This is a genomic window from Streptomyces sp. NRRL B-24085 (genome assembly GCF_001282115.1).
Lineage (GTDB): Bacteria > Actinomycetota > Actinomycetes > Streptomycetales > Streptomycetaceae > Streptomyces.
Genome location: NZ_LJBR01000213.1, coordinates 1 through 13,952 on the forward strand (window position 1 = coordinate 1; position 13,952 = coordinate 13,952).

A 13,952-nucleotide genomic window follows, 5' to 3' on the forward strand; every position below is an offset into this window, starting at 1 on the left:
GAGGTGCTGGTCGCCCCGGCGACCAGCACCTCCGCGTCTCCCCCGCCCAACACCCGCCCCCCGTCGAAGGGATCGGCCAGCACCTGCTCCTCCGGCGGCCCGAACCCCACGACGAAGTGCCCCGGCAGGGCGACCCCGTGCACGGGAGCCCCCGCCCGCCGGGCCACCTCCATCCACACCACCGACAGCAGGATCGGCAGCCCGCGCCGCCGCACCAGCACCTCGTGCAGCAACGACGACTCCAGTCGCTGGTAGTCCCCGGCGGAGCCGCGGAACCCGCACCGGTCGCCCAGCAGCTCCCGCAGCGCCACCGCCCACGAGCGCGGTCCGCCCGGCCGGAACGGCAACCGCCCGGCCAGCGCGTCGAGTTCGATCTGGGCGGCGTCGATGCCGGCCTCGTCGAGCGCCCCGTCCGCCTGCGCGCCCACGAGCAGGCACAGCGCGGACAAGTCGGGCCGCTCGGACCGCGCCTCTTCGGCGAACCGCCTGCGCAGCTCGGCGGAACGTTCGGGCGGTGGGGGAAACGGGGGACGCATAGCTGGCTCGTGCCCTTTCGCGGCGATCGCTACTACCGCGCCCCGCCGGAGGAGCCCGGCTCGCGGTAGTGGTGGTAGGCGTGGTGCGGGGCGAACCCCATCCGCTCGTACAGGGCCCGCGCACCGGCGTTGTCCGACTCGACCTGGAGCCACGCCGCCGACGCCCCCTCGTCGAGGGCCCGCCGGGCCAGAGCCGCCATCACGGTCGAGGCCAGCCCCCGGCGCCGTAGCGCGGGATCCACCTCGACCGCCGCGAACCCGGCCCACCGGCCGTCCACGACACAGCGCCCGATGGCGGCCGGAGCGTCCTCGCCCGGGACGGTGGCGAACCACACCGACGGCCCGCTCCCGAGCACGCGAAGTGCCACGTCGCTCACCCCCTTGCGCTGGTACCGCGCCAGCCAGTCCGCGCCGGCCTCCCGGGACAGGACCACGGACTCGTCCGACGGCCGGTCCGCGACCGGTGCCAGTGCCCCGATCCACAGCTCGGCCGTCACCTCCCGCGTCCACCCGCGCGCCTCCAGCTCCGCGCACAGCACCTCCTGGGTGCCGGCGGCGCCGGTCGCGGTCTGGACGTACGCCGGCAGACCGCGGTCGGCGTACCACCGCCGTACGGCGGTCAGGGCCTCGTCGAGCGGCAGGCCGGGGTCCCCGAGCGGAAGGACCGAGTTGGCGCGGCGGGTGAACCCGGAGGCGGCGCGCAGTTCCCACTCGCCGAGCCACTCGCTCTCGACGGGCCGCCAGCCGCGCGCGGTGATCCGGGCCAGCTCCTCGTAGGAGGCGGCCGGGCCCCGGCGGCGGGCGGGCCCGGCGGGGACGACCTTGCCCGCGACCAGCGTGGATTCCGCGATGCGGACGCTCTCGCCGTCCCGGCGCGTGATCATCAGCACACCGTCGTCCCATGATGTGAGAACACCCACCGTGTCGGTGAACTTCTCCCCGGCGCCACCGGTGTCGTCCAGGCACCGCACGGATACCCGTTTGCCCACGTCAGCTGCGGAGATACGGACGACGAGGCGTCCCGCGGCGGAGATTTCCACAGGTCAGTTCACCCCTCCTGTTCGGATCATGCCCAAGAACGGAGATACTAGGGGCGGGCATCGACGACGCCGCGCTCCCGCGCGCCAGGCGGCGGAGCCTGAGGAGGCCCGCCAGCGCCCTATGGAGGAGGAACGACAGCGTGACCTACGTCATCGCGCAGCCTTGTGTCGACGTGAAGGACAAGGCCTGCATCGAGGAGTGCCCGGTCGACTGCATCTACGAGGGCTCCCGGTCCTTGTACATCCACCCGGACGAATGCGTCGACTGTGGTGCCTGTGAGCCGGTCTGCCCGGTCGAGGCGATCTTCTACGAGGACGACACCCCGGACGAGTGGAAGGACTACTACAAGGCGAACGTCGAGTTCTTCGACGATCTCGGCTCGCCCGGCGGCGCCAGCAAGCTGGGTCTGATCGAGCGGGACCACCCGTTCATCGCCGCGCTGCCGCCGCAGGCATAGTCATCCGCATCAGCGGCCCGCACCTCGTGCCGCCTCGGTCCCGTACGGCCTGATCGCCTCCGAGCGCGGCCGTACGGGACCGAGGCGTTTGCCGTACGACCCGAAAGTGAGCGCCACAGCCGTGTCCGCAGTCTCCGACCGCCTCCCCGCCTTCCCCTGGGACCGACTGGAGCCGTACAAGCAGACGGCTCTCGAGCACCCCGGCGGCATCGTCGACCTCTCCGTCGGCACCCCGGTCGACCCGGTCCCCGATCTCGTCCAGAAGGCCCTGATCGACGCGGCGGACTCCCCGGGCTACCCGACGGTGTGGGGCACCCCGGCCCTGCGCGACGCGCTCACCGGCTGGGTCGAGCGGCGCCTGGGCGCCCGCGAGGTCACCCACCGCCACGTCCTGCCGATCGTCGGCTCCAAGGAACTCGTCGCCTGGCTTCCCACCCAGCTCGGCCTCGGCCCGGGCGACCGGGTCGCCTTCCCGCGGCTCGCCTACCCGACGTACGAGGTCGGCGCGCGCCTGGCCCGCGCGGACCACGAGGTCTACGACGACCCCACCGAGCTGGACCCGGCGGGCCTGAAGCTCCTGTGGCTCAACTCCCCCTCCAACCCCACCGGCAAGGTGCTCTCCAAGGACGAGCTGACGAGGATCGTCGCCTGGGCCCGGTCGCACGGCGTCCTGGTCTTCTCCGACGAGTGCTATCTGGAGCTGGGCTGGGAGGCCGACCCGGTCTCGGTCCTGCACCCGGACGTCAACGGCGGCTCCTACGACGGCATCGTGGCCGTCCACTCGCTGTCGAAGCGGTCCAACCTCGCCGGCTACCGGGCGGCCTTCCTCGCGGGCGACCCGGCCGTCCTGGCGCCCCTCCTGGAGATCCGCAAGCACGGCGGCATGATGACCTCGGCGCCCACCCAGGCCGCGGTGGTGGCGGCCCTGGGCGACGACACCCACGTGCGCGAACAGCGCGAGCGCTACGCGGCCCGCAGGACGCTGCTGCGCCAGGCCCTCCTGGACCACGGCTTCCGCATCGAGCACAGCGAGGCCAGCCTCTACCTGTGGGCGACCAGGGACGAGTCCTGCTGGGCGACGGTCGGGCACCTGGCCGACCTCGGCATCCTGGTGGCCCCGGGCGACTTCTACGGCACGGCGGGCGAGAGGTTCGTACGGGTCGCGCTGACGGCGACGGACGAGCGGGTGCGCGCGGCGGTCGAACGACTGGCGTGACGCGCCCGGGACGCGCGGAAGGGGCCCAGGGAATCCCTGGGCCCCTTCGCCTTGTGCGCGGGGTACTAGCCGAGCGGGAGGCTCTTCACCGGCAGGGTGTCCGCCGAGGGCAGGCCGCCGCCCTTGGCGAGGGAGTCGGTCGGCAGGCCGCCCTTCGTCGCCGTGGACGTCGTGTCGCCGAGGACGCCCCCGGCGGAGCCCGCGGCGTCGCCCGCCGCCTTCTGCGCCACCGGCGCCGCCTTCTTCACGGCCTTGCCGCCGGCCTTGCCGGCGGACGGCACGGCCTTCTCGACGGCCTTGCCGCCGGTCTTGCCCGCGGTCCCGGTCAGGTTCTGCGTCGCGCCGTCCACCGTGTTGCCGACGTGCGCCCCGTCCAGAGCGGTCAGCCCGCCGAGGTTCGGGGTGGCGGGCAGCGCGGCGGGGGCCGCACTGGCGGAGCCGGCCGCACCGACCCCGGCGGCCGCTCCCGCAGCGACGAGCAGCGCGGCACGGGCGATCCTGCGGGTCAGGGGGAGGGACATGTTGCTCCTTCGACGGAGGAAACGTTGCTAGGACGCCGTGACTACCGCTCGAAGCCGACGAAGGTTGCGGACGCGCAACGTAAAGAGTTGGTAATGCGTCGCATTATCACCTGCGGATAAAAACGGGCAAAAACCTTCCGGTCCGAAAGTCCTTCGAATGCCCGCAGCCCTTTGTCCGCAAGGGATTTCGCGGTCACGGGGGTGAGGTCACGAAAACCTGCGCACACCCGCCGCGGCGACGGCCGGACGTGACCCTCCCAGGGGATCTTCCGAACTACCGTGCCGTCAGTATCCGCACCGCGTCGGTACCGCCCTTGCCGTCCGTCGCACGCCACTCGCTGGCGGTGCTCCCGGCCGTCCACTGCCGCCCGGCGTACGTGACCCGCTCGATGCGCAGCGCCGAGGCGTTGGCGACCGCCCAGTGGGCGAGCTGCCAGCCGCGCTCGGTGAGACCGCGGCGGGCACCCGGGCCGGTGTCCGCGCGCACGGGCAGGGTCACGGTGCGCGCGTCCGCGGTGGGCGCCGGACTGGGCTCGGCCTTGCCGCCCACCTCGGCGGCGGCCGTCTCCAGCGCGTCGCGCCCGAAGTCCCGGACGAGGGCCGAGCGCACCGCGTCCGGGCCGGTGGCGGCGGCCTGCGCGGCCCCGCCGCTCTCCTGGCGGCCGTCACAGGTGAGGGTGGCCGCGGAGACGCCGGTGAGGGCGGCGGCCAGCAGCCGGGCGTCCGGCTCGTGCTTGGCGTACGCCTCCGGATAGCCGCTGCGCTGCACGCGCTGGGCGGCGACGGTCAGCGGAAGGTCCTGGTAGCCCCGCACCTTGACCAGGTGCTTGTAGAACTCACCCGCCGCGTACGTCGGGTCCAGGATCTCCTCCGGGGTGCCCCAGCCCTGCGAGGGCCGCTGCTGGAACAGGCCGAGGGAGTCACGGTCGCCGTGCGAGATGTTGCGCAGCCCCGACTCCTGGAGGGCGGTGGCGAGCGCGATGGTCACGGCCCGCTCCGGCAGCCCGCGCCCGGTGCCGACGGCGGTGATCGTCGCCGCGTTCACCGCCTGCTCGGGCGTGAACTCGTACGACGGTCCGCCCGCCCTGCCGGACACGACCCGGCAGGTCGGCCCGTCGGTGCCTCCGGTGACGTACTGCACCACGAGGTAACCGGCGACCGCGCACAGGACCACGAGGGCCGCCCCGAAGCGGAGGAGACGGCCACGGCGCTTGCGAGTAGGGGGCAACGGCTCTGGCATCCGGACAAGATACTGGAGAGTACTGAGACGTCCGAGACGGACGGGACAGTGAGTGCGCGGAGCGGGGGCGTTAGGGTCGGGAGCATGGCCGACACCCCCCTTGACCTTTCGCTGGACGCAGCCCGGCTCACCGCGCAGCTCGTCGACTTCCCCTCCGAGAGCGGCACCGAGAAGCCCCTCGCGGACGCGATCGAGACCGCCCTGCGCGCCCTGCCGCACCTGACGGTCGACCGCCACGGCAACAACGTCGTCGCCCGCACGAACCTCGGCCGTCCGGAACGCGTCATCCTCGCCGGCCACATCGACACCGTCCCCATCGCGGGCAACGTCCCCTCCCGCCTCGACGACGAGGGCTACCTGTGGGGCTGCGGCACCTGCGACATGAAGTCCGGGGTCGCGGTCCAGCTGCGGATCGCGGCGACGGTCCCGGAACCCAACCGCGACCTCACCTTCATCTTCTACGACAACGAAGAGGTCGCCGCCCACCTCAACGGCCTGGGACATGTGGCCGAGGCCCACCCCGACTGGCTGGAGGGCGACTTCGCGGTCCTCCTGGAGCCGACGGACAACCAGGTCGAGGGCGGCTGCCAGGGAACCCTGCGGGTCCTGCTGACGTTCAAGGGGGAGCGGGCGCACTCCGCGCGCGCGTGGATGGGGTCCAACGCGATCCACAAGGCCGCACCCGCCCTCGCCAAGCTGGCGGCCTACAAGCCGCGCAAGCCCGTGGTGGACGGGCTGGAGTTCCACGAGGGTCTCAACGCCGTGCGGGTGGAGGGCGGAGTGGCGACCAACGTCATCCCCGACTCCTGCACGCTGACGGTCAACTTCCGTTACGCCCCGGACCGCAGCGAGGCCGAGGCGGAGGCCTTCGTCCGGGACTTCTTCGCGGACTGCGGGGTCGACGAGTTCACCGTCGACGACCACACCGGCGGCGCCCGCCCCGGGCTGACCCATCCCGTCGCCCAGGCCTTCATGGCCGCGGTCGGAGGCGTGGCCCGCCCCAAGTTCGGCTGGACGGACGTGTCCCGCTTCAGCGCGCTGGGCGTGCCCGCGGTGAACTACAGCCCAGGTCAGCCCCTGCTCGCGCACAAGGTGGACGAGCGGGTGAAGGCGTCGCTGATCCCGGAGGCCGAGCAGAAGCTGAGGGCCTGGCTGACGTCGTGACAGGGCGGTGTGCCGGCGGCGCTTCATGGCGGACATGCGTACGTCCCCCCTCCGTAACCCGCGTAGATCTACGCTGAGACGGAAGAACCAGGCAAGCGGAGGGAGCGCACATGGCTACCGGGAACCCCGAGGGCAAGAAGCAGCCGCCGGAGGAGCAGCGCCTGGGACCTGTCCTCCGCAGGCGGGGACAGGTCACGGCGAGCACGACCGACCAGCGCCTGCTGGACGCGGGCGGTCCCTCGGACTGGGTCCACACCGACCCCTGGCGCGTGCTGCGCATCCAGTCGGAGTTCATCGAGGGCTTCGGCACCCTCGCCGAACTCCCGCCCGCGATCAGCGTGTTCGGCTCGGCACGCACACCGGCGGACTCCCCGGAGTACGAGGCGGGCGTGCGGCTGGGGCGAGGTCTGGTGGAGGCCGGCTTCGCGGTCATCACCGGCGGCGGCCCGGGCGCCATGGAGGCGGCGAACAAGGGTGCCTGCGAGGCCAAGGGCACATCGGTGGGCCTCGGCATCGAGCTCCCGTTCGAGCAGGGGCTCAACCCCTACGTCGACATCGGTCTCAACTTCCGCTACTTCTTCGTCCGCAAGATGATGTTCGTGAAGTACGCGCAGGGGTTCGTGGTCCTGCCGGGCGGCCTCGGCACCCTCGACGAGCTCTTCGAGGCGCTGACCCTCGTCCAGACCCAGAAGGTAACCCGCTTCCCGATCGTCCTCTTCGGCACCGAGTACTGGGGCGGCCTGGTCGACTGGCTCACCAACACGCTGGTCGCCCAGGGCAAGGCGTCGGAGAAGGACCTGCTCCTGTTCCACGTGACGGACGACGTGGACGAGGCGGTGGCGCTGGTGTCCAAGGAGGCGGGGCGGTAGTCCCTGCGGGACCCGGAACGCCGGAGGGGTGATTCAGCCCCTCCGGCGTTCCAGGAGCAGGCGTCTGAGGGGGCGGCGGGGGCGTGGAACCCCCTACGCCAGCCCCCGGCGGGCCACCGCAGGCGGCCGGTGCCCGGCGATCGACGCCACCATGTCCAGCACCTGCCGGGTCTCGCCGACCTCGTGCACCCGGTACACCTGGGCCCCCAGCCACGCCGACACCGCGGTGGTCGCCAGCGTCCCCACCACCCGCTCCTTCACCGGCTTGTCCAGGGTCTCGCCCACGAAGTCCTTGTTGGACAACGACACCAGCACCGGCCACCCCGTCTCGACCATCTCCCCGAGCCGCCGGGTCGCCTCCAGGCTGTGCCGCGTGTTCTTCCCGAAGTCGTGCCCGGGATCGATCAGCACCGACTCCCGGGGCACCCCCAGCGCGACCGCCCGCTCGGCCAGCCCCACGGTCACCCGCAGGATGTCGGCCATGACGTCGTCGTACGTCACCCGGTGCGGCCGGGTCCGCGGCTCGGCGCCCCCGGCGTGCGTGCACACGAGGCCCACCTTGTACCGCGCGGCGACCTCGGCCAGTGCCGGGTCGACCCCGCCCCACGCGTCGTTCAGCAGATCGGCCCCCGCCTCGCACACCGCCTCGCCGACGGACGCCCGCCAGGTGTCGACGCTGATCACCACGTCGGGGAAGCGCCGCCGCACCTCGGCCACGAAACCGACGGTCCGCCGGGCCTCCTCCGCCGCGGACACCTCTTCGCCCGGCCCGGCCTTGACCCCGCCGACGTCGATGATGGCGGCCCCCTCGGCCACCGCCTGCTCCACGCGCGCGAGGGCGGGCTCGTCGAGGAACGTCGCGCCCTGGTCGTAGAAGGAGTCGGGGGTCCGGTTCACGATCGCCATGATCACCGGCTCGTGCGCGTCGAATTCACGCCTGCCCAGCCTGAGCATCCCCTGTGACCTCACTTCTTGCGTCTGTGTGTTCGGCCTCTGCGGCCGCCTGCGACCCTAACTGTCAGACTCGCATGGCACGATCGGACCCTGACACATTCGACGCCGGTGGCCGGACACCGGCAGGGACCCTGGGGACCTCAGCGATGGTTATGTTCTTGTTCCTGGTCATCGCGCTCGCCGTCGTGGTCGCCGCGGTGACGCTCGCCGTGGTGGGCGGCGGCGACAGCGACGGCCCGCTGCCGGACGCCACCCCCGAGCGGCTCCAGGACCCGCTGCCGCCGGACCGGCCGGTGAACCGCGCGGACATCGACGGCCTGCGCTTCCCGCTGACCGCCCGCGGCTACCGCATGGCGGACGTCGACGACGCCCTCAGCCGCCTGGGCGCCGAGCTCGCCGAGCGGGACGCCCGGATCGCCGACCTGGAGTCGGCGCTCGCCGGCGCCCGGGCCGCGGCCCACGTCGCCCTGCACAAGCCGGAGCACGGCCCCGGGGAGCAGCAGTGAGCGAGGGCGCCGCCCTGGTCGGCCCGGACGGTGCGGCCCGCTGCCCCTGGGCCCTGTCCACACCGGACTACGTGACGTACCACGACGAGGAGTGGGGCCGCCCGGTCCACGGCGACGACGCCCTCTACGAGCGCCTCAGCCTGGAGGCCTTCCAGTCCGGCCTGTCCTGGATCACCATCCTGCGGCGCCGCGAGGGCTTCCGCGCCGCCTTCGCCGGCTTCGAGATCGCCAAGGTGGCCATGTTCGGCGAAGCCGACCGCGACCGCCTGCTCCTCGACCCGGGGATCATCCGCAACCGCGCCAAGATCGACGCGACGATGGCCAACGCGCGCGTGCTGGCCGAATGGGCCCCGGGCGAGCTGGACGAGCTGGTCTGGTCCCACGCACCGGCCACGCACGCGGTCCCCAGGACCCTCGCGGACGTCCCCGCGGTCACCCCGGAGTCGACGGCCCTGTCCAAGGCGCTGAAGAAGCGCGGCCTGCGCTTCGTGGGCCCCACGACGGCGTACGCGCTGATGCAGGCGTGCGGACTGGTCGACGACCACCTGGAGACCTGCGTCGCGAGGAACCGCTGAGCCCTACCGGCCCAGGTACTTGGGCGTCTCCTTGTTGACGAAGGCCCGCACGGCGATCGCGTGGTCCTCGGAGGCCCCGGCCCGCGTCTGGAGCTCGTCCTCCTTCTCCAGCGTCTCCGCCAGGGTGTGCGACAGCGCGTACGCGAGGGACTCCTTGATCGCGCCGTACGCCACCGTCGGCCCCTCGGCCAGGGCCCGCGCCACCTTCTCCGCCTCGGCGGGCAGCTCGGTGGAGGGCACGAGACGGTTCACGATGCCCAGGTCGTGCGCGTCCCGGGCCGACATGGTCCGCGGGAAGAGCAGCAGGTCGGCGGCGCGCCCCGGCCCCACCACGCGCGGCAGCGTCCACGAGATCCCGGAGTCCGCGGTCAGCGCCACCCCGGCGAACGACGTGTTGAACGCGGCCGTGTCCGCCGCCACCCGGTAGTCCGCCGCGAGCACGAGCCCGAAGCCGGCGCCCGCCGCGACCCCGTTCACCCCGGCCACCACCGGCTTGGGCATCTCCGTGAGCGCCCGCACGACGGGGTTGTAGTGCTCCCTGACCGTGCTCATGACCTCCGTCGAACCGTCGGCGAGCAGCCCGATGTGCTCCTTGAGGTCCTGCCCCACGCAGAAGGACCGCTCCCCGGCGGCGGTCAGCAGCACGGCCCGTACGGCGTCGTCCGAGGCCGCCGACTCCACGGCCTCCCGCAGCGCGACCTTCGTGGCGATGTTCAGCGCGTTCATCGCCTCCGGCCGGTTCAGCGTGATCGTCGCGAGCCCGTCGTGCACCTCGTAGAGCACGGTGTCGGCCATGGCGTATCCCCTCCGGTGTGTCCGCTGCATCCGATGTCCGAAGGACAGCATGGCGGAGATCGCCGTCCGGCGACCGGACCGGACGTGTGACCTGCGTCAAACAAATCCGCGGCGCCGATGACCGGCCGGGATCGGCGCGATGGCGGAGTATCGCAGCCGCATCGCCGAATTGAGTGGTTTTGCTCGCGCGCGTTGCCCAAGCGATGCCGACTGATGTTGGTCATCGGGTCCTGAGATGCGGGATAATGGCTTGGAAGCAATGTGTTCGATGCCGGTGTCGCGTGTCCCACTTGGACGCGCGTGCCCTCCCAGGGCCGTCGGCTACGACGATGAGCTGGTTTCAGGAAGGGGAACGAGCATGGCGGCCATGAAGCCGCGAACGGGTGATGGCCCGCTCGAGGTGACCAAGGAGGGGCGGGGCATCGTCATGCGCGTTCCGCTCGAAGGCGGCGGTCGGCTCGTCGTCGAGCTGACCCCTGACGAGGCCGACGCGCTCGGCGACGCCCTCAAGAAGGTCGTCGGCTGACGCGGAAGCGACCATACCCTTTCGACTGCCCCGGCATCTCCTGAGGTGCCGGGGCAGCGCTCTGCCCGGGCCGTACCCCCAATGGCCGTACGGCCCTCATCGGCTCAGCGCTTGACCGCGCACAGCAGTCCGTCGCCCACCGGAAGCAGCGACGGCACCAGGTCCTGGCTCTCGCGGACGGCCCGCAGCAGCTCCCGCAGGCGCAGCACCTCCGTCGGCTGCGGCCCCGAGTCCACCGTGCGGCCGTTGGCGAAGACGCCCTCGAAGACCACCAGGCCACCCGGGCGCAGCAGGCGCAACGATTCAGCGAGGTAGTCCATGACCTCCTGCCGGTCACCGTCGCAGAAGACGAGGTCGTAGCCGGCGTCGGCGAGCCGGGGCAGGACGTCCAGGGCGCGGCCCGGGATGAACCGGGCGCGGTTGCTGGCGAAACCGCAGGCGCGGAACGCCTGGCGGGCGAACTGCTGGTGCTCCGGCTCGGGGTCGACGGTGGTCAGCACCCCGTCCGGGCGCATGCCGTGCAGCAGATGGATGCCGGAGACCCCGGTCCCGGTGCCGATCTCGGCGACCGCCTTGGCGTCCACCGAGGCCGCCAGCAACCGCAGCGCCGCGCCCGCGCCGGGCGACACCGAGCGCAGCCCCGCCTCACGGGCCCGGTCGCGGGCCCAGCGCAGCACTTCGTCCTCGGCGACGTAGGCGTCGGCGAACGCCCAGCTCGTCTGCCGGTTGCCGGTAATGGCCCTCTCCTTGCCCCGTGGTTGCCTGGGCGTGACTGTATCCGTTGCCGCCGGGAACCCGCAGATGGGACCGGGCGTTTAGAGGGGTGGAGACGCACCCGGGGGGACACAGTTGGATCACGAAGCCGAGCGGGCCCTCGAGCAACTGCTGACGCAGGGGACCGAGTGGTATCAGCCCAGATCAAATTCTCGTAAAACCGCTTATCCGGAGCTAACGGGCGAGGTGGCTATGGTAGGGGCTCCACTGGAGACAACCAGAGCCGACAGGGGAGGTGCGGCCGCACCGGGAGATCGTGGGGGAGTGCTGCGGCGCTTCCTCGGATCGGCGGGCAGGCCGAAATCCGTGAACGACACCGCTGACCACAGCCACGCCGGCGACTACGCCCAGACCGCGACCTTCGCCACCGACGCGGACGGGCAGGCGTGGACTCCGCCCACCTGGGAGGAGATCGTCAGCACGCACAGCGGCCGCGTCTACCGCCTCGCGTACCGCCTCACCGGCAACCAGCACGACGCCGAGGACCTCACGCAGGAGGTCTTCGTCCGCGTCTTCCGCTCGCTGTCCACGTACACCCCGGGCACCTTCGAGGGCTGGCTGCACCGCATCACCACCAACCTCTTCCTGGACATGGTCCGTCGCAAGCAGCGCATCCGCTTCGACGCCCTCGGCGAGGACGCGGCCGAGCGACTGCCCAGCCGCGAGCCGTCCCCCCAGCAGGTCTTCAACGACGCCCACTTCGACGCGGACGTCCAGCAGGCCCTCGACACCCTCGCGCCGGAGTTCCGCGCCGCGGTCGTCCTGTGCGACATCGAAGGGCTGTCGTACGAGGAGATCGCCGCGACCCTGGGCGTCAAGCTCGGCACCGTCCGCTCGCGGATCCACCGCGGCCGTTCCCAGCTGCGCAAGGCCCTCGCCCACCGCTCACCCGAGGCCCGCGCCGAGCGCCGCTCCTTCATGCCCCGGGTCCCCGCGCTGGGGGGAGGGGGCGCGTCCGCGTGAGTGGATCACTGCCCAAACCCGGCGAGGGGAGCCTCGCGGAACAGCATCTGGGAGACCGGCTCGCCGCCCTGGTGGACGGCGAGCTCGGTCATGCGACGCGTGAGCGTGTTCTCGCGCACCTCGCCACCTGTCCGAAGTGCAAGGCGGAGGCCGATGCCCAGCGCCGCCTGAAGAACGTCTTCGCGGAGGCCGCGCCGCCCCCGCCCTCCGAGAGTTTCCTGGCCCGCCTCCAGGGGCTGCCGGGAGGTGATCCGGAGGACGGCGACAGCTCGCCGTTCGGCGGGGGAGGGTTCGGAGCACCGTCGGGACGACCCGCCGCCGGAGCCTTCGGCGTGAGACGTGGCGAGCGCTTCGAGTTCGACTACGTCCCCGCCCGCCCGCACGCCGCGGTGGTCCCGCCGTCCGTCGGCCGGGGCTTCCGCATCCATGACGTCAGCCGCCACGACGCCGACCGCTCGGCCTCGCGCGGCATGCGGTTCGCGGTCGTCGCCGCCGGAGCGGTCTCGCTGGCCGCGATCGCGCTGGGCGGTGTCACCACGGGCATGCCCGGCGACACCGACGCCCGTGGCGCCGGCAGCAACGTCACCCCGGCGCGCACGCCCGGCACCGGAGCCGTCGTGCCGGAGAACCAGCGCCGCCGCGGCACGGGTCCGCTGCTCACCCAGGGACAGGGACAGCGGATGCCGGGCGACACCCCGGTCGCCCCGACCACGGCCTCCGCACCCCTGCTGCCGGGCATCCCCGCCCAGGTGCAGGAGGCGGCCCTGCACACGCTCACGGCACCCGTGGTCGCCGGGGCCGCCGCGATGTCCCCTCTCATACGTCCGCTCAGCGCCACCCCGCCGCTCACCCTGACGTCCCTGCCCACCACGCCGGACCTCACCGCCTCCGGTCTCCTCGCCGCACCCGTCCCCTCCACCACGTCAGCGCCCACGCCGCCCGACGCCACCCGCTGACCGCGTCCTCCTCGGCTCCCCGGCCCGTGTCCTCGGGCCGCGACCGCGTCATGCCGTCGATCCGGTGACGCCGTCACGCACCTGGCGCCCCGCCCCGCGGACCGATCCACAGAAACCTCACAGAGACGCCGCGGAACCCTGGTCCACCGGGCAAACAACCCGGAAAACCGCCCGTCCGCGCGTATTCGGAGGCCCCGGGACGGTACCGGTCGAACGGCATCCCCAGGTACCGTGGACCCGGCCCGGACCACGGAAGACCGCACAGACCACCGAGGGCCGAGGACCGAGGACATCGCAAGGAGCTTCAGGTGTTCAATGACATAGGACCGCTCGAGCTGATCACGCTCGTTGTCCTCGCCGTGCTCGTCTTCGGTCCGGACAAGCTCCCGAAGGTCATCCAGGACGTCATGCGGACCGTGCGCAAGATCCGCGAGTTCTCCGAGAGCGCCAAGCAGGACATCCGGCAGGAGCTGGGCCCGGAGTTCAAGGACTTCGAGTTCGAGGACCTCAACCCCAAGACGTTCATCCGCAAGCAGCTCGACAACGACGAGCTGGGTCTCAAGGAGATCCGCAACGGCTTCGACCTGAAGAAGGAGATGGCCGAGGTCACCGACGCCGTGCACAGCACGGACACCTCACCGTCCCCGTCCTCCTCGGGTGGCCGGATCGACATGACCAAGAAGGCCGAGGAGCCCGGCATGGACGAGCGCCCGCCCTTCGACGCGGACGCCACCTGAGCCGTACGCCCCACCGGAAGGCGCCTGCCGAGCAGTTCGGCTCGCGGGCGCCTTCTCCCTGTCGGACGTGACGCGTTTCATACGCCGCCCGCACCTCCCGCCCCCCTCGTACACCCGGAAGC

17 protein-coding genes are annotated in these 13,952 nt (G+C 72.2%); 10 read left to right on the top strand and 7 right to left on the bottom strand.

What is annotated here, in order from left to right:
• Together AOJ26_RS22975 and AOJ26_RS22980 are read right to left on the bottom strand one after the other, a co-directional pair.
• The coding region (locus AOJ26_RS22975; protein ID WP_199828868.1) for a transglutaminase-like domain-containing protein at positions 1-536 on the bottom strand (536 nt) is incomplete at its 3' end.
• A gap of 32 nt (positions 537-568) precedes the next feature.
• On the bottom strand, positions 569-1,576 hold the full coding sequence (locus tag AOJ26_RS22980; RefSeq protein ID WP_053850234.1) for a GNAT family N-acetyltransferase: 1,008 nt from the start codon (positions 1,574-1,576) through the stop codon (positions 569-571).
• Between the two features lie 140 nt (positions 1,577-1,716).
• Between AOJ26_RS22980 and fdxA the strand changes: the two genes are divergently transcribed.
• Both fdxA and AOJ26_RS22990 read left to right on the top strand, forming a co-directional pair.
• A complete protein-coding gene (gene fdxA, locus AOJ26_RS22985) occupies positions 1,717-2,034 on the top strand; it encodes a ferredoxin (RefSeq protein WP_020136779.1) in 318 nt (105 codons plus the stop codon).
• A gap of 121 nt (positions 2,035-2,155) precedes the next feature.
• Positions 2,156-3,250, top strand: a complete 1,095-nt coding sequence (locus AOJ26_RS22990) for a bifunctional succinyldiaminopimelate transaminase/glutamate-prephenate aminotransferase (protein ID WP_053850235.1) — start codon at positions 2,156-2,158, stop codon at positions 3,248-3,250.
• 65 nt (positions 3,251-3,315) lie between these two features.
• Here the strand turns inward: AOJ26_RS22990 and AOJ26_RS22995 are convergent, their stop codons facing one another.
• Positions 3,316-3,771: a hypothetical protein gene (locus AOJ26_RS22995; RefSeq protein ID WP_053850236.1), complete on the bottom strand. Its 456-nt coding sequence runs from the start codon at positions 3,769-3,771 to the stop codon at positions 3,316-3,318.
• A 274-nt stretch (positions 3,772-4,045) separates the two neighbouring features.
• Positions 4,046-5,011 carry a heavy metal transporter gene (locus AOJ26_RS23000; RefSeq protein ID WP_078959998.1) on the bottom strand — a complete coding sequence of 322 codons (966 nt, stop codon included), beginning with the start codon at positions 5,009-5,011 and terminating at the stop codon, positions 4,046-4,048.
• Positions 5,012-5,095: 84 nt separating this feature from the next.
• Between AOJ26_RS23000 and dapE the strand changes: the two genes are divergently transcribed.
• Complete coding sequence (dapE, locus tag AOJ26_RS23005) at positions 5,096-6,175, top strand: succinyl-diaminopimelate desuccinylase (protein WP_053850238.1); 1,080 nt, start codon at positions 5,096-5,098, stop codon at positions 6,173-6,175.
• Positions 6,176-6,285: 110 nt separating this feature from the next.
• Positions 6,286-7,044, top strand: coding sequence for a TIGR00730 family Rossman fold protein (locus AOJ26_RS23010; protein WP_053850239.1), 759 nt, complete (start codon positions 6,286-6,288; stop codon positions 7,042-7,044).
• Positions 7,045-7,137: 93 nt separating this feature from the next.
• Here AOJ26_RS23010 and folP read toward each other — a convergent pair whose 3' ends face one another.
• Positions 7,138-7,998, bottom strand: a complete 861-nt coding sequence (folP, locus tag AOJ26_RS23015; RefSeq protein WP_053850240.1) for a dihydropteroate synthase — start codon at positions 7,996-7,998, stop codon at positions 7,138-7,140.
• Positions 7,999-8,144: 146 nt separating this feature from the next.
• Between folP and AOJ26_RS23020 the strand changes: the two genes are divergently transcribed.
• Together AOJ26_RS23020 and AOJ26_RS23025 are read left to right on the top strand one after the other, a co-directional pair.
• Entirely contained in the window at positions 8,145-8,504 is a 360-nt protein-coding gene (locus AOJ26_RS23020; RefSeq protein ID WP_078959999.1) for a DivIVA domain-containing protein, read from the top strand.
• Positions 8,501-9,079, top strand: coding sequence for a DNA-3-methyladenine glycosylase I (locus tag AOJ26_RS23025; protein WP_053850242.1), 579 nt, complete (start codon positions 8,501-8,503; stop codon positions 9,077-9,079). Before AOJ26_RS23020 ends, AOJ26_RS23025 begins: the two co-directional genes overlap by 4 nt.
• A gap of 3 nt (positions 9,080-9,082) precedes the next feature.
• Here AOJ26_RS23025 and AOJ26_RS23030 read toward each other — a convergent pair whose 3' ends face one another.
• Positions 9,083-9,874: an enoyl-CoA hydratase/isomerase family protein gene (locus tag AOJ26_RS23030; protein WP_053850243.1), complete on the bottom strand. Its 792-nt coding sequence runs from the start codon at positions 9,872-9,874 to the stop codon at positions 9,083-9,085.
• Between the two features lie 358 nt (positions 9,875-10,232).
• Here AOJ26_RS23030 and AOJ26_RS42085 point away from each other — a divergent pair, with 358 nt between their 5' ends.
• A complete protein-coding gene (locus AOJ26_RS42085) occupies positions 10,233-10,400 on the top strand; it encodes a DUF3117 domain-containing protein (protein WP_003966491.1) in 168 nt (55 codons plus the stop codon).
• A gap of 104 nt (positions 10,401-10,504) precedes the next feature.
• Here AOJ26_RS42085 and AOJ26_RS23035 read toward each other — a convergent pair whose 3' ends face one another.
• Entirely contained in the window at positions 10,505-11,137 is a 633-nt protein-coding gene (locus AOJ26_RS23035; RefSeq protein WP_078960001.1) for an O-methyltransferase, read from the bottom strand.
• 301 nt (positions 11,138-11,438) lie between these two features.
• On the opposite strand from AOJ26_RS23035, the gene sigE reads away from it, so the two are divergent.
• The 3 genes from sigE to AOJ26_RS23050 all read left to right on the top strand — a co-directional run bounded on the left by sigE (position 11,439) and on the right by AOJ26_RS23050 (position 13,830).
• A complete protein-coding gene (gene sigE, locus AOJ26_RS23040; protein ID WP_053850244.1) occupies positions 11,439-12,137 on the top strand; it encodes an RNA polymerase sigma factor SigE in 699 nt (232 codons plus the stop codon).
• Positions 12,134-13,093, top strand: coding sequence for an anti-sigma factor family protein (locus AOJ26_RS23045; RefSeq protein ID WP_053850245.1), 960 nt, complete (start codon positions 12,134-12,136; stop codon positions 13,091-13,093). Before sigE ends, AOJ26_RS23045 begins: the two co-directional genes overlap by 4 nt.
• A 308-nt stretch (positions 13,094-13,401) precedes the next feature.
• A complete protein-coding gene (locus AOJ26_RS23050) occupies positions 13,402-13,830 on the top strand; it encodes a sec-independent translocase (RefSeq protein WP_053850246.1) in 429 nt (142 codons plus the stop codon).
• Positions 13,831-13,952: the final 122 nt, after the last annotated feature.